The sequence below is a fragment of the Neptuniibacter sp. 1_MG-2023 genome (genome assembly GCF_030547185.1).
Taxonomy (GTDB): Bacteria; Pseudomonadota; Gammaproteobacteria; order Pseudomonadales; family Balneatricaceae; genus Neptuniibacter.
Genome location: NZ_JAUOQR010000020.1, coordinates 1 through 19,980, shown reverse-complemented (window position 1 = coordinate 19,980; position 19,980 = coordinate 1). Strand labels below are relative to the sequence as shown.

16 protein-coding genes are annotated in these 19,980 nt (G+C 44.8%); 13 read left to right on the top strand and 3 right to left on the bottom strand.

Translation table 11 applies throughout. The features are described 5' to 3' along the window. Positions 1 to 116: 116 nt before the first annotated feature. From Q4492_RS15240 to Q4492_RS15210, 7 genes are all read left to right on the top strand, one after another. Positions 117 to 2,909: a bifunctional aconitate hydratase 2/2-methylisocitrate dehydratase gene (locus tag Q4492_RS15240; RefSeq protein ID WP_303419732.1), complete on the top strand. Its 2,793-nt coding sequence runs from the start codon at positions 117 to 119 to the stop codon at positions 2,907 to 2,909. 901 nt (positions 2,910 to 3,810) lie between these two features. After that, positions 3,811 to 4,275 (top strand): hypothetical protein, encoded by a 465-nt coding sequence (locus Q4492_RS15235; protein ID WP_303419730.1) that lies wholly within the window; start codon positions 3,811 to 3,813, stop codon positions 4,273 to 4,275. Positions 4,276 to 4,297: 22 nt separating this feature from the next. Then, positions 4,298 to 5,968 (top strand): hypothetical protein, encoded by a 1,671-nt coding sequence (locus tag Q4492_RS15230; RefSeq protein ID WP_303419728.1) that lies wholly within the window; start codon positions 4,298 to 4,300, stop codon positions 5,966 to 5,968. Positions 5,969 to 6,002: 34 nt separating this feature from the next. Beyond that, on the top strand, positions 6,003 to 6,635 hold the full coding sequence (locus Q4492_RS15225) for a hypothetical protein (protein WP_303419726.1): 633 nt from the start codon (positions 6,003 to 6,005) through the stop codon (positions 6,633 to 6,635). Positions 6,636 to 6,699: 64 nt separating this feature from the next. Further along, complete coding sequence (locus Q4492_RS15220; protein WP_067865400.1) at positions 6,700 to 7,062, top strand: roadblock/LC7 domain-containing protein; 363 nt, start codon at positions 6,700 to 6,702, stop codon at positions 7,060 to 7,062. A gap of 34 nt (positions 7,063 to 7,096) precedes the next feature. Next, positions 7,097 to 7,558, top strand: a complete 462-nt coding sequence (locus Q4492_RS15215; RefSeq protein ID WP_303419723.1) for a PAS domain-containing protein — start codon at positions 7,097 to 7,099, stop codon at positions 7,556 to 7,558. A gap of 12 nt (positions 7,559 to 7,570) precedes the next feature. After that, positions 7,571 to 8,320, top strand: a complete 750-nt coding sequence (locus tag Q4492_RS15210; RefSeq protein WP_303419721.1) for a phosphate/phosphite/phosphonate ABC transporter substrate-binding protein — start codon at positions 7,571 to 7,573, stop codon at positions 8,318 to 8,320. Between the two features lie 66 nt (positions 8,321 to 8,386). On the opposite strand, the gene Q4492_RS15205 is transcribed toward Q4492_RS15210, so the two are convergent. The 3 genes from Q4492_RS15205 to trxC form a co-directional block, all read right to left on the bottom strand. After that, the gene (locus tag Q4492_RS15205; RefSeq protein ID WP_067865393.1) at positions 8,387 to 8,689 is read right to left on the bottom strand and encodes an antibiotic biosynthesis monooxygenase; all 303 of its coding nucleotides are present in this window, start codon (positions 8,687 to 8,689) and stop codon (positions 8,387 to 8,389) included. A gap of 80 nt (positions 8,690 to 8,769) precedes the next feature. Further along, positions 8,770 to 10,911 carry a Tex family protein gene (locus Q4492_RS15200; RefSeq protein ID WP_303419718.1) on the bottom strand — a complete coding sequence of 714 codons (2,142 nt, stop codon included), beginning with the start codon at positions 10,909 to 10,911 and terminating at the stop codon, positions 8,770 to 8,772. Between the two features lie 7 nt (positions 10,912 to 10,918). Continuing rightward, the gene (gene trxC, locus Q4492_RS15195) at positions 10,919 to 11,347 is read right to left on the bottom strand and encodes a thioredoxin TrxC (RefSeq protein WP_303419716.1); all 429 of its coding nucleotides are present in this window, start codon (positions 11,345 to 11,347) and stop codon (positions 10,919 to 10,921) included. Between the two features lie 167 nt (positions 11,348 to 11,514). Here trxC and Q4492_RS15190 point away from each other — a divergent pair, with 167 nt between their 5' ends. From Q4492_RS15190 to Q4492_RS15165, 6 genes are all read left to right on the top strand, one after another. Continuing rightward, positions 11,515 to 11,940, top strand: coding sequence for an acyl-CoA thioesterase (locus Q4492_RS15190; protein ID WP_303419714.1), 426 nt, complete (start codon positions 11,515 to 11,517; stop codon positions 11,938 to 11,940). Positions 11,941 to 11,943: 3 nt separating this feature from the next. After that, positions 11,944 to 12,387: a hypothetical protein gene (locus Q4492_RS15185; protein WP_303419712.1), complete on the top strand. Its 444-nt coding sequence runs from the start codon at positions 11,944 to 11,946 to the stop codon at positions 12,385 to 12,387. 41 nt (positions 12,388 to 12,428) lie between these two features. Further along, on the top strand, positions 12,429 to 13,940 hold the full coding sequence (gene sbcD, locus Q4492_RS15180) for an exonuclease subunit SbcD (protein WP_303419711.1): 1,512 nt from the start codon (positions 12,429 to 12,431) through the stop codon (positions 13,938 to 13,940). Then, positions 13,937 to 17,629 (top strand): SbcC/MukB-like Walker B domain-containing protein, encoded by a 3,693-nt coding sequence (locus tag Q4492_RS15175; RefSeq protein ID WP_303419709.1) that lies wholly within the window; start codon positions 13,937 to 13,939, stop codon positions 17,627 to 17,629. The genes sbcD and Q4492_RS15175 overlap by 4 nt, the downstream gene beginning before the upstream one ends. A 404-nt stretch (positions 17,630 to 18,033) precedes the next feature. Further along, entirely contained in the window at positions 18,034 to 18,396 is a 363-nt protein-coding gene (locus tag Q4492_RS15170; RefSeq protein ID WP_303419707.1) for an iron chaperone, read from the top strand. Positions 18,397 to 18,501: 105 nt separating this feature from the next. Next, entirely contained in the window at positions 18,502 to 19,896 is a 1,395-nt protein-coding gene (locus Q4492_RS15165; protein ID WP_303419705.1) for a DHA2 family efflux MFS transporter permease subunit, read from the top strand. The last annotated feature ends 84 nt before the right edge of the window (positions 19,897 to 19,980 follow it).

The window sequence follows — 19,980 nt, the reverse complement described above, 5'->3', positions numbered from 1 at the left end:
TTTATATCGACTATAAGCGTTATTTAAATTGTTTTCATTGAGCTGTTTGTCGCTTTTTCCTTATAATATATGACTGATTCATAATTAGAATTAATTGAGATGAGACGCTTTACGCTATGAGTTACTATTCTGACTACCTAGAAGAAATAGAGGTTCGTAAAAAGGACCTTGGCCTGAATCCCAAACCGATTGATAGCGCTGAGCTACTTTCTGAAATCATTGCCCAGATTAAAGACGTTGGTAATGAGCATCGCGAAGCATCTTTGAACTTCTTCATCTACAACACTCTACCGGGTACGACGCCAGCGGCTGTCGTTAAAGCGGCTTTCTTGAAAGATATCGCTTTGGGTAAAGAAAAAGTTGCAGAGATCTCTCCTGAGTTTGCGCTTGAGCAGCTATCTCATATGAAAGGCGGACCTTCTGTTGAGGTACTGCTGGATATCGCGCTGTCTGATGATGCTCAGGCTGCAGCTGCGGGTGAAGTTCTGAAGTCTCAGGTATTCCTGTATGAGGCAGATACCACTCGTTTGGCTGACGCTTTCAAAGCGGGCAACGCCATCGCTAAAGATATCTTGGAAAGCTATTCAAAAGCTGAGTTCTTTACCAAGCTGGATGATATCCCAGAGAAGATCGACGTTGTTACTTATATCGCTGCTGAAGGTGATATATCTACTGACCTTCTTTCTCCTGGTAACCAGTCTCACTCTCGTGCAGACCGTGAGCTGCACGGTAAGTGCATGATCTCTCCAGAAGCGCAACAAGAAATCGTTGAACTTGGTAAGAAGCACCCTAACGCAAAAGTCATGTTGATCGCTGAAAAAGGCACTATGGGCGTAGGTTCTTCCCGTATGTCTGGTGTAAACAACGTGGCACTATGGGCAGGTGAGCCAACTTCTCCATACATCCCATTCATCAACAACCGTCCGGTCGTTGCAGGTACTAACGGTATCGCACCTATCTTCCTTACGACTGTTGGTGTAACTGGCGGTATCGGTCTAGATCTAAAAAACTGGGTTAAGAAAACCGACGCTAACGGCGAAGTTGTTCGTAACGCAAGCGGCGACCCTGTACTGGAAGAAGTATACTCAGTTGCAACGGGCACTGTTCTGACCATTGATACTAAAGCTAAGAAACTGTACAACGGCGACCAAGAACTGGTTGACGTAGCAGACGCTTTCACGCCACAAAAAGTGGAATTTATGAAAGCTGGCGGTTCTTACGCGGTAACCTTTGGTAAGAAACTGCAAACATTTGCTGCTGAAACTCTAGGTGTTGAAGCTCCAGCTGTTTACGCACCATCTAAAGAGATCTCAATCGAAGGGCAGGGTCTGACTGCTGTTGAGAAGATCTTTAACCGCAATGCGGTGGGTGTTACGTCTAAAACTCCTCTGCATACAGGTTCTGACGTTCGCGTTAAAGTGAACATTGTAGGGTCTCAGGACACTACAGGTCCTATGACTTGTCAGGAACTGGAAGCTATGGCTGCTTCTACTATCTCTCCAAGTGTTGATGGTGCCTTCCAGTCTGGTTGTCACACTGCATCTGTATGGGATAGCAAAGCTAAAGCCAATACGCCTAAGCTGATGGCGTTCATGAATGCGTTCGGTGTAATCACAGCACGTGATCCGAAAAATGTTTACCATGCAATGACTGACGTTATTCACAAAGTATTGAATGACATCACTGTTGACGATCGCGCAATCATCATCGGTGGTGACTCTCACACTCGTATGTCTAAAGGCGTTGCGTTCGGTGCTGACTCCGGTACGGTTGCAATCGCACTGGCAACGGGTGAATCGGCTATGCCAATCCCAGAGTCTGTGAAGGTTACCTTTAAAGGTCACATGAAGCCTCATATGGACTTCCGTGACATCGTACACGCGACTCAAGCACAGATGCTGCAGAAGTTCGGTGGCGAAAACGTATTCCAGGGTCGTGTGATTGAAGTACAAATTGGTACTTTGCTGGCTGATCAGGCCTTCACATTTACTGACTGGACTGCAGAAATGAAAGCGAAAGCTTCTATCTGTATCTCTACTGACGATACCCTAATCCAGTCTTTGGAGCTGGCTAAGTCTCGTATCCAGATCATGATCGACAAAGGTATGGATAACGAAGCTTGCATGTTACAAGGTCTGATTGACCTAGCTGACAAGCGTATCGCTGAAGTTAAATCTGGCGAAGCACCTGCTTTGGCTCCAGATGACAACGCTAAGTACTATGCTGAGCTGGTTGTTGACTTGGACGCAATCGACGAGCCAATGATTGCTGACCCAGACGTAAACAACGAAGACGTTTCTAAGCGTTATACTCACGATGTGATCCGTCCAGCTTCTTACTATAATGGCCGTAAAGTTGATCTGGGCTTCGTAGGCTCTTGTATGGTCCACAAAGGCGATATGCAGATCATCGCTGCGATGCTGCGTAACCTTGAGAAGAAAGGTCCTGTCACCTTTAAAGCACCATTGGTTATTGCGCCACCGACTTACAACATCGTTGACGAACTGAAAGCTGAAGGTGATTGGGAGCTGCTGGAGAAATTCGCCGGTTTCGAATTCTCTGACGCGCATCCAAAAGAAGCGGCACGTACCAAGTACGAAAATATTATGTACTTGGAGCGTCCTGGATGTAACTTGTGCATGGGTAACCAAGAAAAAGCAGAACCGGGTGACACCGTGATAGCTACTTCTACTCGCCTGTTCCAGGGCCGTGTTGTAGAAGATACTGCAGAGAAGAAAGGTGAGTCTCTATTGGGGTCTACCCCAATGGTTGTACTTTCTTGTGTCCTAGGTCGTTTCCCAACTCTAGAAGAGTACAAAGAAGCGGTTGAAGGTATCAATCTGACGTCTTTCACGCCACCGACTGAAGACTTGAGTGTCGCGCATGCTATCCCAGCTGCACGTATCTAATTACTGATAACGTGCCAACAGAAAAGCCCTGATCCTTCAGGGCTTTTTTATGCTTGCGGGTTAGTTTTTTATTCTGATCCCAGATGACTAACGCTGTGCTATTCGCGTTTTTCGCCAAACCTATTGCCGTATGAGCATTGCCTCAATCGTCACCCGAGCCTGATCAAATGGTGCTCCATCGATTACTTTTATAGCAATCTACTGGCAGGCTGCTTTAACGTTAATATCAATGGCTTCTTATCAAATACCAATGCCGCTTAATTGGCTCCAATTCGGATGTCAGTTGTATGCCGTGCATTCCTAGCGGATAAGTTCAGCTGTTTTATTGGCATCACTCTGTATTGAGCGCTTAACCTCGCGAAAATCCCGTTCCATTGTTAACCTGTGCTGATAGCGCTTAGCTACAGTTTTAACGCTGAGCTCTCTGCACGCGATTTAACCGAAGCAGGGGCGTTCTGTGCTTTTGGGGGCGTTATTCTGCATGTTCAGGGTAATCTAAGAGCAGGAAGAGTCCTTGCCTCTATGGTCTATGAGTCGTAATAGTCATCTATGTTAATGCTGTCTCGTTGAGGAATACTCGGAAATATAGTGTTGATTGGCGGATGGAATTCTGTCCGCTGGCAACGTAACTATTAAGACTGTCGATAATTTACAGACTAATACTTTAGGATGAAGTCAAAAGAATATTGTTTGTTAGATGAACGTAAGTGGTTTGAATTGTATGATGTTTATCTGAAATAAGGTAATACATGTTAATTTAGTCTAAATTAGAATTTAATTTGCTTAATATATGCGATTTATGGCCGATAGATTTGTAATCTGTCGTTTGTCAGGATATAAACAAACAGTTGTTTACATCTTTCTCATCGTTAGAACGATAATTATAGGATAGGAGGGAGCCTTGAATTCTCCAATTTGGGATGCGTTAGCTGATTGGGAACTAAATTCGGATTTTGATAGCCCAAACACCGGTCGTATCCAAGCTGCATTTGATGCACAGCATCCTAGATACCTTATTTATAAGGGTCATCAAGGAAAACGAATCTTGTACCATTTCACCCGTATGGTTGCAGCGGAGCCGGATAAACTACGTCTTCATACTAAGCGGATTTACTTATCTATTGCTTGCTACGATAGCGAAGCACTCGAAGGCGCGTTTGCTGATTTCTTATTAGTGCTGGGTAAAAAGGGCGCTACATTACGGAAAAGGCTTTTTGAGCAAGCTAAGTCAGTTATGACACCAGAAGTTCAAAAGATCATACAGCGCGCTATAGAAGAAGATAATCTGGAAGGCTTATCTAAGCTTTCTACAAAGCATTCAGTATTGATCAATGGACGCTTTCAGCCTGCTAGTCTACATGGATGAAATTAAGGGTAGCTGAATTTAAATGAGTATAAGAAGAAACAATCAGTTAGAAAATGTACGTAAGGTTGCTTTGGTTGGTTTTATTGGACCCAATCAGGCAATGCTTGAATATTGTTTTTCTTCTGTTGTCGATTGTGAACTAGTGAACGCAAGTAGTGCGGCTATCATTATTGTCAATGGTGATCAAGCGAGTAAAGATGCTGATGTGCAGCAGCAGATCAATGAAAAATTTGCCGATACTTATAAAATCGTCATCAGCATTAGAGATCTAAGCTGGGATGGATTTGTTCTTCTTAAAAAGCCACACAATTCTGATGATTTACTTAATCTCGTTAGGGGATTTGATATTGAATCGGAGAGCGCTGACTCTATTACTGGCGACAGCAAACCATCCGAGCAGCAAGTACGTCCCGGAGATGTTGATTTTTATCGTGGTGGACAGTATTCCAAAAAACGGAAAAGTGAAGCACTTAAACAGAAGTTGATGCGTGGTAATTTAGTAGTAAGCGCTTCTGACCGTTTAGTTCAGCAACTTGAAGAAGAGATTAAAGCACAAGAAGCTGAGCTGAGAGCCAAATTAGAGGCTGAGAAGCTTGAACAGACGAAAGCGCTTTTGGCGAAAAAGAAGGCGCTAAAGCTTAAAGAACTGAAGCTTCAAAAGTTAAAACAGGAACGTTTAGAGCAAGAGCGTTTAGAACAGGAACGTTTAGAGCAAGAGCGTTTAGAACAGGAACGCTTAGAACAGGAACGCTTAGAACGGGAACGCTTAGAACAGGAGCGTTTAGAGCAGGAACGGTTAAAAGAAGAACGTGCAGAACAAGATCGCTTGAAAGAAGAGCGTATTGAGAAAAAACGCTTAGAAGAGGAGCGTATAGAAAAAGCACGTTTGACGCAGGAGCGCATTAATAAGGCTCGCTTGGAAAAGTTGCGCATAGAAAAAGCCCGCAAAGAGAAAGAGAAAGAGAATTTAAAGGAAGCTCAATCCAACGAAGCGGCTGATAAGACCGAGCTTCAAGTCGATGATTTGGATGTCGATGATTTGGATATAGAAGCGCTAGATGCGGATAGACAGCGATTTGCCAAGCATGAGCTCACAGCAGAAGAGGTTGTTCAGCGTTGTGGCAACTCCGGTGATGTTGATCTTAGTAAGAAAGAAGAGAGAAGGCGTATATTTTTTAGTGCTGAAGACTCTCTGCTCGCAAAAATTATAGAAGCGGTCGCTCTAGCAAAGAAAATGGAGCAACCTATCGAAATCACCGGATTGCCGGGAGAGATGTACTACTTTCCTGAGGAACAGGTGTTTTACTCTACATTTACTGACGACTTTTTAAACCAACTTGCTTTAACCCGTTTTGGTTATCAGGAACTTGATATAGAAGCGCAAAGTGAGTTTGAGTTAGAAGGTAAAAGTAAGCATCTCGTAGAAGATGCACAAACGTTGATCTGGAAAGTGGCTATCTGGACAGCGCGAGGACGGTTATTTAATGGGATGGATCCCGAAAAGAATATGCAATTATCTACACGGCCTGATTTTGTTCGCTTTCTGCCATTGCCAAGTGGTGAAGAGATCAGTGAAGTATGGGCTGGACATAGTTTGTCTGCGTTAGATGTTGTAAGGATATTAGATGTTCCTCAACGTGTTGTATTTTCATTCATGTCAGGGGCATATTCACTTGGATGGTTTCAGGAATGAAACAGAGTTAGACGATAGGTTTCGGAGTTAATTTGTGACGAGTGCTACTATTCAGAATCAGTTTATTCAAATCTGTCCGGCAGGTGCCTTTTATGCAACTGTAGGATCAGAGCCTGATGATGCCAGAGCTCTACTATTGCAGCTACTTAGTACAGATGTATCGCTGCCTTTTAGTCACGAGCTGATCATGGAGTTAACTGACTTAGAAGAAACTGAAGCGAAAGAGCTTTTTGATAAGCTGTTAGAGAAGAATTTTGTACAGTTGAGTGACACGCCTGTGCGTGTTGTTGATGATTCTATTGAAAAAATTCTTCCTGGTTTATTGGCGAACCTTTCCAGTACTTCTAAAGTTGCGTTAGCGGACGATCATGGTTTTTGCCTTGGTTCCACCGGTTATAACCCAGATCATGCTGAGGCATTATGTGCTTTAGCCGCTGATATTAGTTCACTGCATGAGAGGCATAGTCTTCTTCTGAACCGTGACCTTTCCTTTATGGGGGAGTCATGGGGAATGCTTGATCCAGTGGGATTAAGCCAAGTTGGTTTCTGGGTGATTCATTTAGGCCACCAGCGCTTTGTGCTGGTTATCGATCAGATGCCACGATTGAATCACAATAATTATGTTGATTTATTAAGTGCCTTAGCACGGCGCTATCTCGATTATTGATGTTGATCAATAACCGATTTTTAAATTCCTGTATTTTAACGCCTTACATTAAAGGAGTATGTATATGCGCTCAGAAATGTTGACCTCTATACTGAGTGACTTGAACGGAACTTCGGCAGAAATCGAAGCGTCCGCTGTCATTTCAACAGATGGTCTAATGATCGCAGCTCTTCTTCCAGCAGGTCTGGATGAAGATAGAGTCGGTGCAATGAGTGCGGCAATGCTTTCACTAGGTGAACGTACTGCCACTGAGCTTGCACGTGGAGAACTAGAACAAGTACTCGTAAAAGGTGATAAAGGTTACATACTGATGACTCATGCAAATGATGAATCTGTATTGACTGTTGTTGCTAAACCGAATGCTCGTCTTGGCTTAATCTTTTTGGATGTAAAACGTGCAGCAGAGGCAATAGGGAAGATACTCTAAGCCGTTTTCCCCAAACAACAGAATAGGTTTTTTGATGCCTGAACATGATGTAAAAGATGTTCGTGATATAGTCATCAACTATCATGATGGAACTTCTCGTAAAGCAATCGTTCTTGATCGAGAGGTTCCTTATCCTGAGGGAAAACTGATCGTTTCCCGCACTGATACTCAAGGCGTTATCACTCATGCTAATCAAGCATTTGTGGAAATGTCTGGCTATACCGAAGATGAATTAATTGGTACTAATCACTATATTCTTCGGCATCCCGATATGCCCTCAGTGGCTTTCGCTGGGCTTTGGGAAACAATAGAAGCAGGTAATAAATGGCATGGTTACGTAAAAAACTTACGTAAAGATGGTGCTTATTACTGGGTCAAAGCGACGGTTATTCCAAACATACGTAATGGTGTGGTTGTTGGATATACCTCGGTAAGACGTAAACCTTCACGCAGTAAAATTTCTGAAAGTGAAGCGCTATATAAAACACTTAGCTAGGTTGCGTCTAAAATGACATTGAATTTAACGGTTAGTCCTGATTTTGCGCCAGACCATATCTCCGGTTGGTTTATTTTCAATACTTGGTTACAGAGACAGTTAGGGACTGGGGTCCACCTAGAGCTTTATGATTGTTTTGATGCCCAACGTAAAGATATTAAAGCCGGCAAGTTTGATTTGGTTTATGCGAACCCCTTTGATGCGTCTATGCTAGTGCGCGAACTTGGTTTCAAAGCTCTCGTACGGCCCATATCAAAGCCTGATGAAACTATTATCGCAACCCATAAAGATGCTGCCATCCAATCGGTAGAGGATTTAAAACCCGGAGCGACCTTAGTTACAACAGATGACCCTGACGTTAACCGCATTGGTATGATTATGCTGGAACCAGCAGATCTGGATGCAAGTAATACAGAAACCTTAGCCGTTGACAGTTATGTGATCGTTGCTAAAAATGTATTGAATCAAAATGCGGATGTCGGCTTTTTTCTAAAAGATGCCTATGATGAGCTATCTGATCTTATTAAAAACCAGATGAAAATTTTGGTGAGTAGTGAAATTAGTGTTGTGCATCACACCTTATTATTAAGTCCTAAACTGCAAAAATATGCGTCTACCATTCAACAGCGACTCATTAAAATGATCGATGATGAAAAAGGGCGTAGTGTTCTTGAAAGTATGAACCTTCTTGGCTGGGAGGCGATGACTGAAGAGGAAACCGAGTTTATGATCGACTTGATAGATACCTTGATCGACGAATAGTTTGCTCGCTATTCGGCTTTGCAGAGCAGCTCACATAAAGTGATTGCTCTGCCTATTTCTTTATTCTTATAGTACTGAGCTAAAGCCTTCAAATGAGGGCGGTCCTAAATAGATATCGGTGGCGGGTTTCGCATTAGCGTGGGCTTTACGAAAAGCTTCTGATTTAGTCCATCCCATAAATGCCTCTTCCGATTCCCAAACACTATGAGATGCAAACAGTGTGCACTCCTCATCGGTTTTTCCTTGTAGAAGATTAAAGCTTTTAAAGCCTGGAACCTCATCTAGAAAGGTTTCACGATTTTTCCAGATATTAATAAAGTCGTCTTCTTTTCCTAGTGCGATTCTGAATCTATTCATTGCTACATACATTGATACAGTACCTACTTATTTTTTAAAAAATTAATATAACCGATTAAATGACAACAACCTATCTGTCATTACTACGTTTATTATTGATCCGCTTTCATACTAAGGGCGATACGTTTTCTTTTAATATCAACTTCAGTTACGCGTACGCTAACGATTTGACCGGGTTTAACGACAGTATGGGGGTCTTTAACAAACTTATTTGCCAACTGAGATATATGCACAAGCCCATCTTGATGTACGCCTATATCAACAAAAGCGCCAAAGTTAGTGACGTTGGTCACCGTACCTTCTAGTTTCATGCCCTCATGTAGATCAGCGATGCTTTCAACACCCTCTAGTAATCTAGCAGTTTTGAACTCAGGGCGGGGGTCGCGGCCCGGCTTTTCTAATTCAGCCATGACATCAGTAATCGTATATTGTCCATATTTATCACTGATAAAGTCAGAGGGGCTGAGTTTACCTAATAAATGCCTATCACCGATTAGCTGTGCAATAGGGCAGTTACTGCGTTTGGCTATTTGCGTAACCAAATCATAAGATTCGGGATGTACCGCCGAGTTATCAAGAGGCTGAGTGCCATTTCGTATTCTTAAAAACGCTGCGGATTGCTCGTAAGCTTTAGGGCCCAGCCTAGGTACCTTTAATAATTGCTGACGCGATTTAAAACGACCTATTTCGTTACGGTACTGAACAATGTTGTTTGCGAGTGTTTGGTTTAATCCAGAGACTCTTGTTAACAGCGCTTCGGAGGCACTATTAATATCAACACCTACCGCATTTACACAATCCTCTATAACGGTTTCTAACTGCTCAGAAAGGTGGTTTTGGTTCACGTCATGTTGATATTGTCCGACGCCAATCGCTTTAGGCTCAATCTTTACCAGTTCAGCAAGAGGATCTTGCAAACGTCTCGCAATGGAAACAGCACCACGAATCGTAACATCCAGATCGGGAAACTCTTTTGCCGCGAGTTCCGAGGCTGAATAAACTGATGCACCCGCTTCACTGGTAATCAGTTTTTGCGCATGGATATCAGTGTGTTCCTGTAATAGTTCAGAAACCAGCTTTTCAGTTTCTCTTGAGCCTGTGCCATTACCAATGCTGATTAACTCGACTTGATAGCGGTGACAAAGTTCGTAGAGTTTGTCCTTAGAGGGCTGCCAATCGTTTTTAGGCGGGTGAGGATAGATAGTCGTGTAGTTGATCAGTTTTCCTGTTTCGTCAACCACAACGGCTTTAACACCGGTTCTAAGGCCAGGGTCCAATCCTAAGGTAACTTTAGGGCCCGCTGGAGCGCTGAGTAGCAGATCTCTAAGATTACGGTTAAAGACCAGAATTGCCTCGTTCTCTGCTTGCTCTTTGTAATGCTGTATCAACTCTTTCTGAAGCTTAGTGCGTAAGCGGGTTTTCCAGCAGCTTTTGAGTTGATCCTGCAACCATTCTGCGCCTTCACCATTACGAGGTAGTTGTAAGTATCGAGTGATCAGTTGTTGGCAGTGCTCTTCATCGGGAATGATAAGCTTTAGTTTTAATATGCCTTCATTAGTGCCACGTAACTGAGCTAGCATCCGATGGGAGGGGATTATCTTTAGTTTCTCAGTGTAATCAAAATAATCTCTAAATTTAGCGCCGGCGTCTTCCTGTCCTTTAACGACTGAGGCGTGCAGTTGCGCCTGTTCAGTTAAGGTAGAGCGTAAACGGTTTAACAGCTCAGCATGTTCACAGATGCGATCACTCAGTATAGCGCTGGCACCTTCTAGTACCCCATCAATATCAACAAAGCCTTTGGCTGGATTTACAAAGCCGCTACTTAATTGAGAAGGGGCGGTGTGAGGCTTCGCGATAATCTTATCTAAGAGTTGATCAAGCAGTGCCTCACGGGCTATCTGTGCTTTAGTACGGCGCTTACTTTTATAAGGAAGATAAAGGTCTTCTAGTTGTGTTTTGTTATCCGTTGATAGAATCGCCTGTCTTAACTGAGGTGTAAGGCTGGATTGTTCTTCTATATTTTTAAGAATAACGTTCCGGCGGGCATCTAATTCTCTTAAATAGATAAGTCGTTGGGATAAAATGCGTAACTGTTGATCGTCCAGTGCGCCGGTCAGCTCCTTACGGTAGCGTGCAATAAAAGGGACGGTATCTCCACCATCTAAAAGTTTTATTGCGGCGTCAATCTGAGGGAGCTTAACGCCCAGCTCATCGGCAATTTTTTTCGCTATCATCTGTAGATCAAGCCTTATTTAGAGTTTGCAAGATCCACTGTTTTAGCTGTGCTTCCTGTAATGCACCTGATATGCGATCAATCTCTTTACCCTTTTGGAACATAATGATGGTCGGAATACTGCGTATATGCATATTAGTGCTTACCTGCGGGGCTTGTTCTGTATCTACTTTAGCAAACAGCAGTGTTTCAGATTCTGCCGCTGTTTTCTCAAAAATAGGTTTCATCATTTGACAGGGGCCACACCAGCTTGCCCAAAAATCGACAATAACGGGTAGTTCGTTTTGACTGATATATTTCTCAAAATTAGCATCAGTTAATTCAGCGGGGCTATAAGTATGCAGTGCGCCTTTACACTTTCCGCACTTGCCCTGCAGATGGGACTTGTCATCAGGTATACGGTTGGAGGTCATGCAAGTAGGGCAGACAATGATCATAACGTTCTCTCTAAGCATTGTGTTTACAAATATAATAACGTGCATCACAACTGATATGGAGATAAAAATAGATCTATTCTTTAAAGTCACATCAATCGCCTTTTCCAAAGGCGCTGTAATCCTCTATGCTACGGCCATATTTTCATTGAATGTAATGGGTATGCTTTATGATTGATCAGAACGATATAAGAGAAACGCGTGGCCGCTTAACAACGAGAACCATTGCAATGCCCGCAGACACTAACCCATCAGGTGATATCTTTGGGGGTTGGGTTTTATCGCAAATGGATATAGCGGCAGGTATCTGTGCAGGTCAGCGGGCACAGGCGCGTGTTGTAACAGCATCCCTTGATAGCATGAGTTTTATTCGTCCGGTAAAAGTAGGGGATATTCTGGGTGTCTACACTGATGTTACCCGCGTGGGGCGCAGTTCGATGGATATACATGTGGAGGCTTGGGTTCGTCGCGGCCGTATAGGGCAACGAGAAAAAGTAACCGAAGCGACCTTTAAATTCGTTGCTATTGATGAGCAGGGTAATCCAACGCCTGTACCAGCTGAAGCGGATCTCCCTGATTACGTAATGGAGCTATAAACCGTGACACAATTTGTGCCTGTGGAAGAGCTTACCCCACTTGAGGTTGAGTCAGGATGTGATTACGCCTATTTGGTTATGCATGCAGATTCAGAAGATAAACTGTTTCTTGCCTACGCCTCTAAACGCGACTTTCTTTCGGTTCCGCTGACCTACCAGATACTTTGCTTTAGCTGCTCATCTGTTTTGGAAGTTCATAAAATGGGCATGGATGAATATCTGGATGGGTTTGAGGAGGATGTTCTGATTCCTGAGCCTGGTTTCTACCAGTTTGAAACTCATGATGATGGTAGCGATTCCGCAGAGGAAGAGCTTGATATTATGCTCTTGGCTGATCCCGTTAGTGTGCTTGAAATTATGTATGAGCGTATGGATAAACTACCTGAGGTTTACCATTGCGCTGATGCAAAAACCGCACTTATTACTGCCTTGTCCGCCCTAAGCTAGCGGAGTAGAACGGTACAAATGATAAGGAAGTTCAAAGCTCTATGATGCGTATTTTACACACCTCTGATTGGCATCTTGGTCAACACTTTATAGGTAAAAGCAGATTAGCTGAACATCAAAAATTTACTCAGTGGCTGCTTGATAAAGTTAAAGAAAAACAAATAGATGCAGTGGTTATTGCAGGTGATATCTACGATACGGGATCACCACCCAGCTACGCCCGTGAGCTATATAATCAGCTGGTAGTTGCCATCAATAAGCTAGGCTGTCAGCTGATCGTTTTAGGTGGAAATCATGATTCAGTTTCAACCTTAAATGAATCTAAAGGACTGCTTAAATACCTAAGCGCTGATGTTATTGCCAATGTACAAGACAACCTAAATGATCAGGTGATTACACTTAACAATCGTCAGGGCGAACCTTCAGCCATTTTGTGTGCGATACCCTATATAAGACCCCGAGATGTACTGCAAAGTCATGCGAATGAATCGGCTAGCGATAAAGCGCAAGCACTAGGTAATGGGATTGCCGAGCATTATCAGAAGGTATATGAAGCAGCCGATCAAAAACGCAAAGCACTAGGATTAGAACTGCCGATTATTGCCACTGGCCACTTAACCGCTATGGGGGTTAAAAGCTCAGATTCGGTAAGAGATATCTATGTAGGTTCTTTAGAGGCCTTTCCGGCGAGTGCCTTTCCGCCTGCAGATTATATCGCGCTAGGTCATATACACCGTCCGCAGATCGTCGCTAAATCAGAACATATACGTTATTGCGGATCGCCTATCGCATTGAGTTTTGATGAACTGGGCAGTCAAAAACAGGTGCTAATGGTTGAGTTTGATGATACCGCTTTAGTGAGTGTAGAGCCGCTCTATGTCCCTCAATTTCAACCTATGCAAGTGATTAAGGGGGATCTTAAAACTATTGAAGAGGCACTGCTTGAGATTGATCGCACTGAGCATGAGTTACCTGTATGGCTTTCTATTGAAGTTGAAACTCAAGATTACCTGAATGACCTGACACAACGTATAGAGAAACTAACCCAAGATATGCCGGTTGAGGTATTACTCCTACGTCGAGCGCGTAAGCAGCGGTCTAGCGAGATGATCCGTCAAGAGAAAGAGACACTGGATGAGCTGAATCCCTTTGAGGTCTTTGAACGGCGCTTAGCAAGTGAAGTATTCGAAGGTGATGAAGACAAACTTCGTCTGCAACGAATTAAAGAACGTTTTGCCCAGATTGTTAATCAAGTGGAAGAGGAGAACGGTTTCGTCCCGAGTAAGCCGGTTTCTACAGCCATTGATGCCGCTAAGGTTGTTCCTGAAACGACAAGGCTAGCGCTTAATGAGGCTATGCCCATAGTGACAGATGTAGAATCTGTCGCGTCAACTCAAGTTGAAGCTGAAGCCTTGCCCTTGTTTGATGAGGAGCCACCGCTTTCAGCGACCTCAGCGGTACAGGTTACCTCCACTGTACCCGCAAAAAAATCTAAAAAAGAGAGTGACGCACCGATTGTGGATGATCTTTTTGCAACGGGAGATGATGTATGAAAATTCTATCCCTACGTTTTAAAAACATTAACTCCCTGAAAAACGAATGGAAAATTGATTTCACAAAATCGCCTTTTGTCGACAATGGCTTGTTTGCCATTATCGGGCCGACCGGTGCAGGCAAAACCACCATTCTTGATGCCATCTGTCTCGCCCTTTATCACCGCACACCTCGATTGGTTAATATTTCTAAGTCGACCAACGAGCTGATGACGCGTGGTACAGCGGATGCGTTAGCGGAAGTTGAATTTGAAGTAAAAGGTAAACGTTATAGGGCATTTTGGAGTCAACGCCGTTCTCGTAACCAGGTAGATGGAAACCTGCAAGACGCTAAAGTTGAGCTGGCAGATATCACCGACTCACCGACGGGCACTATTCTGGCCAGTCAGATTAAAGTGAAGAGCCAGTTAATTGAGCAGATAAGCGGTTTGGATTTCGATCGTTTCACTAAATCGATGATGCTCTCCCAGGGACAGTTCGCTGCGTTTTTAAATGCCGATGCCAATGAGCGAGCAGAACTACTCGAAGAGTTAACCGGCACTGAGATCTATGGCCTTATCTCTGAAAAAGTCTTTCTCCGTTATAGTGAAAGCAAACAAGCCTTAGAGAAGCTACAAGCTAAAGCTGAAGGTGTGGAACTGCTTACGCAAGAGCGTTTAACTGAACTTATGGCAAAACGTGACGCCCTAGGTCAGCAGTTTACGGAGAAAAATAGCCAGCTTGAGCAGTTACAAAAACAAGCCACCTTTTTGGCTGAAAAGAAAAAAGCGCTTAATACACTGGCTCAGACAGAGAGGGGACTGGTTACAGCAGAGGAACAGCTTGCGCGTGAAAAACAGAATTTTGAGCGTTTAGCGCAAAGCACATTGGCCGAAAAGCTAAGCCGCGTTTATAACCCGTTAAAAGCGAACGAACCTAAGTTAGTAAAAATCGATGCTGAATTAAGCGCGTTAGCCGAGTCGAAAGCGCAAAAGAGTACAGAGGTCGAGACGCTACAGACCCGCCAGAGCGTAGAGCAGGATGCCCTGCAAACCTTAAAACAAAACAATGCCGCGTTAGAAACACTGTTAAATGAAAAAGTGGTGCCACTCGATGCCGCTTATCAGCAGCAGGTTGATCAGTTAAAGGAAAAAGAGTCCCAGCTTCAACAGCTACAATTAGAGCAAGTGGAGTGCGAACAGACACTTAACAAAAATCAACAACGCAGTGATGAACTAAACCAGCGCCGTGGCGAGATCAGCAGTCTATTAACCAACCCATCTATCAATAAAGCGTTAGTGGATAAACTCCCCCTTTGGCGCGCACAGTTTGGGCGAATGATAGAGCTGCAAGCGGTTGAGCAAGCTAAACAAACTGAGTTAACAGAGCTACAGCAAACACGGGTTGAACAGCAACAGCAACTGAGCCAGGCGGATAAACAGCTAGAAGAGTCAAAGTTAAGCCTGGCCCATGCCCAGCAGCAGCTCGATAACCAAGCCGCATCACATCAACAGGATAGCCAAACCTTACAGACCTTTCTTGAGCAATCTTTACATAGGGTGATGGGGGAGCGTGGTGTTGTTGGACAGCTACCCGCTATCGCCTCAAGTTTTACAAAACTGTCGGCAGAGAAAACAGCGCTACAGGATAAAATAGCGCAAGCGAATCAAGATAAGCAGCACATTGATCAGCAGCTCAAGCAGTTTCGGGAAGCGTATAAAGATAAACGCGAGCAGCTTAGCGATATAGAACAGCGCTTAACATTAGAAAAACAGATCTCAGATCTGACGGCGGCGAGACAGCAACTTCAACCGGATCAGCCTTGTCCTTTGTGTGGCTCAAAAGAGCACCCGCTGGTGGATAGCTATCAAGAGATAGATCAGAGTGAAACGGAGTTACGTTATACTAAGCTTAAAAGCACGCTGGAAAATATCCAAAATCAGGGAGTTGAGCTTAAAGCGGAACTGGGTAAGCAGGAGCAGTTGCTTCAAAGCGCTACTGAGCGTCTAGAGCAGATCGACACCGATATACAGCAGGAGATGGATCGTTGGCAGGGGCTTGTATCGGGTCTGCCTTATGCTAATCCATCTCAGTCATCCATTGATATAAACGATCAGGCCGCTTATGCCGCGTTAGCTCAGGCGCTTGAGCAACGAATGACCTTTTTGCAAACACAGATTGAAGAAGCAAAACGTTACAACGCTCAAGTTCAAACCGCCCAAACCCAGTTACAGCAGGAGGAAGGGCAGCAAGCGTTAACGCAAAAAGCGTTAAATTATAGCGAGCAAACCATTAGCTCTTTGAGCCAAACGCTTAAAAAAGCAGTAGAAGAGAGCGAAACCCTCAAACAAAGCCTAGCCGAAAGCATCGGTGCACAACAGTTGCCGATGCCAGAGCTTGCAAATGCGACGCAGTGGCTAGAACAACTTAGTGCAACGGTAGAAAGCTACCTAAAAGCTGAAGAAGAAAAACAGCAGATAGAGATAGAGATCGCTGCACTCACTTCAGAGCGAGAGCAAACCCAGCGACAGGCAGAAAAAATCACACAGAGGCTGGGGCAAGTTACGACAGAATTACAGGCCATTAAGGAGCGAGCTGAGAGCAACCGTCAGCAGCGCTACGCATTATTTGCCGATAAACAGGTGGATGAGGCGCGGCAACAGGCCCAAACTGCGCTACGGGACTCAGAGCAGAGCTATCAAACGACCCATGAGCAGCATCAGCTTATAAATCAGCAGCTACAGGACCTTAACGCAACAGAAAATGCGTTGCAGGAGCAGAGGGCGAGTTTACATACAGAGGGTGAACAGCTCCGTAATGAGTGGGATGCGCAACTGGCTCAGAGTCCTTTTGGGAGTGAGGCCGAGTACCTAGCGGCGCTACTTAATGATGAGCAGCGTGCACAACTGCAAGAACAGAAAGATCAACTAAGCACCGCATTGCAGCGATCTATCGCGTTAAAAGAGCAAGCAGAGCAACGGTTAGAAACATTACTTGCTGAGTATAGCGGGGGAGAAAGCGACCCTGAAGCACTGCCGAGTCTTGAGCAACGCATGAGTGAAGACAAAGAGGCGTTAAGAGAGATAACCCATGAACAAGGCCAAGTCAGTGCTCTGCTAGATGATGATAAAGCCCGCCGTGAGGGACAAACTCAGCTCTTTAAGCAAATTGAAGCCTCTAAACAGCAGTACGATGATTTAGCCTACCTACAGAGCTTAATTGGTTCGCAAAAGGGAGATAAGTTTAGACGCTTTGCCCAAGGCCTGACACTTGATCATCTAGTCCACCTTGCCAACGTTCAGTTAGAGCGACTGCATGGCCGTTACTGCTTACAGCGCAAACAGGGCGCTGCCTTAGAGTTAGAAGTGCTGGATACTTGGCAGGCTGACACCTCAAGGGATACCAAAACCCTCTCCGGTGGCGAAAGCTTTTTGGTTAGTTTGGCGCTCGCCTTGGCTCTATCTGATCTAGTGAGTCAAAAAACCAGTATCGACTCACTCTTCCTAGATGAGGGCTTTGGCACCTTAGACAGTGAAACCTTAGACACCGCCCTCGATGCACTCGATAGCCTCAATGCCTCAGGCAAAATGATTGGAGTCATCAGCCATATCGAAGCCATGAAAGAACGAATCCCTGTACAGATTAAAGTGAATAAAATGAGTGGCCTAGGTACAAGCCGACTTGATGAACAGTTTGCTCGGGCGGGGTAATGGATAGACTTACTGTTGGCGAGCCTCTGAACCGCTCTTGCTTATGTAAAATTAATCAGTAAATAGACGAGACTAGGCTCTTTATCGCTTTTTTTATTATCAAATTTCGACCTACGATAGGCCTTCTACAAGGAACATCCTAATCTAGGCGCTCACCCCGTGAGCGAAGGTTGTATAGCAAATATTTTATCCTGCTTTATTTTATGTAAGGATAGTAGGACAATTTTGTATATTTTCTCCGGTAATAGGAAAGATTAGCTAAGGAAAGCTTATGATAATCAAAGAGCTAGGTTGTTTTTCTCAAGTTTTTTCATGTAGATATATGACAAATTGTCGTGTTTAAACGCGACAATCTGTCATATATTTAGCTGTTAGACCACTTTGATATTTAGGGAGTGTAGGGCATGAGTTCGAGCAAGTTTAGCTCAGTAGATGAGTATCTTATCTCGTTGGGTTCACCCAAAGGGGATACCCTGAAAGGCGTTATTGACTTCATTCTCAAATCATTTCCGGATTTAGATTGCAAGCTTGCTTGGAATGTCCCTCAGATTTGTAGGGGTAGTGATTACGTATTTGGTGTGTCAGCACTGAAAAACCATCTTGCGCTTGCACCCTGGAGCACTGAAGTGATTGAGGCGTTTCAGAAAAGGCTTGAAGGCGAGGGGTACGTGGTGAAAAAGAATCTATTTCAGATTCCTAGCGAGTGGAAGATAGACGAGGAGCTATTGAGTAGCTTAGTGAAGGCGAGGCTCGCTGAATTGGGGTGAACGCTATGCATCTGAAGCCTAACCAGGCCCCAAGCACGGCGACAGTTTTTTCGTTGCGGCTGCGTCTTCACTACAAAGCCGTGCGCGCTGGTGGCGTTGGAGCTTATGAACGATAACACCTCAACACTTCAATCGATCCCAAAAAGATCTTGGGGAATCGCTGCTGTAACTGGTGCCGGAGCATTCATGGCAATGCTTGACTCTACAGTTGCGAACCTTGCTATTGAATCGATTCGTGAAGACTTCTCGTCGTCGCTCTCTATCGTCCAGTGGGTCGCCACGGGATACCTTTGTGCGCTCGCCGTTTCTCTGCCTGCAAGCGCTTGGCTTGGCGTTCGATATGGCTATGGGCGGCTATGGGCGAGTAGCCTCGCTGTATTTGTGCTGGCTTCGATTTTTTGTGCTATCGCGCCTGACCCTAGCACCCTTATTGTTGCCCGGCTCATTCAAGGACTGGCCGGCGGCCTGATGGTGCCCGCTGGCCAAGCCGTGATCGGTTCAACGATCGAAAAGAGGCAACTCGGTCGCATTTTTGGGACCCTTGGCTTAGTAATTGCGCTGGGGCCTGCAATAGGGCCAGCAGTGGGCGGTTTTCTTCTCGATGCCACATCCTGGCGCTGGCTGTTCTGGATCAATGTTCCAATTGGGCTGATTGCGTTAATTGCTGCCCGAGGATTGGTGCCTCGTGGTGTAGGTGATTCGAACCGGGTTATGGACTTCAAAGGGTTTGCGCTTCTTAGCATTGGCCTTCCTTTACTGCTTTTCGGGGCTTTCGAAATAGGCTTATCTGGGAACAGTCAAACTGTAATCGTCGCCCTTATTTTTGGTACGGCCTTGGTGATCTTGTTTGTCTTTACTGCTCTGCAGAGCAAAAATCCGTTAATCAACCTTCGGTTGCTACAAAGAACAACTTTTTCTACTGCCACAATAACCACGGGGCTCACTGGCGCAAACATGTACGGTGGCTTGCTAGTGATACCTATATACCTTCAGCTTGTGGCCGGCATGGAGCCTTTGAGTGCCGGTTTATGGCTTCTTGTCATGGGGCTGGGAAGTGCTCTTGTTTTGCCGATAGCCGGGTCTTTGACAGACCGCTTTGGCCCGGGCGTTGTGTCTCTAGCCGGCACAGTTCTTTTGTTGTTCAGTGCCATCCCGTTTGTTTTCCCCCAAGTTCCATCATCCACAGTCTTAACGGTAAGCTTCGTAGCGCGGGGTGTCGGTATGGCATTGGCCCAAATGCCTGCTATGACCGCTGCATATACTGCTGTTTCCGGAGAGGAAATGGGAGACGCGACAACACTTGTGAACATCGTCCAGCGTATGGGAGGAGCTATTGGCGCTGTTGGCCTGGTCGTCATTGTTCAGCATACCGGTGGTAGCACTAGCATGACGGCACATAATATCGGATTCACGTCGCTTGCAGCCATATCAGCATTAGCAATAATCACCGCCGGACTTATGTGCCGGCAATCAAAGCTTAACCCCGTACATGATGTCTGACTATGCTCTAATCGGGTAGCCGAGGGTCTCTAACCCTCAGCCCCCACAACACCCTGCATGCGGATCCGCACAGGGCGTTTCACT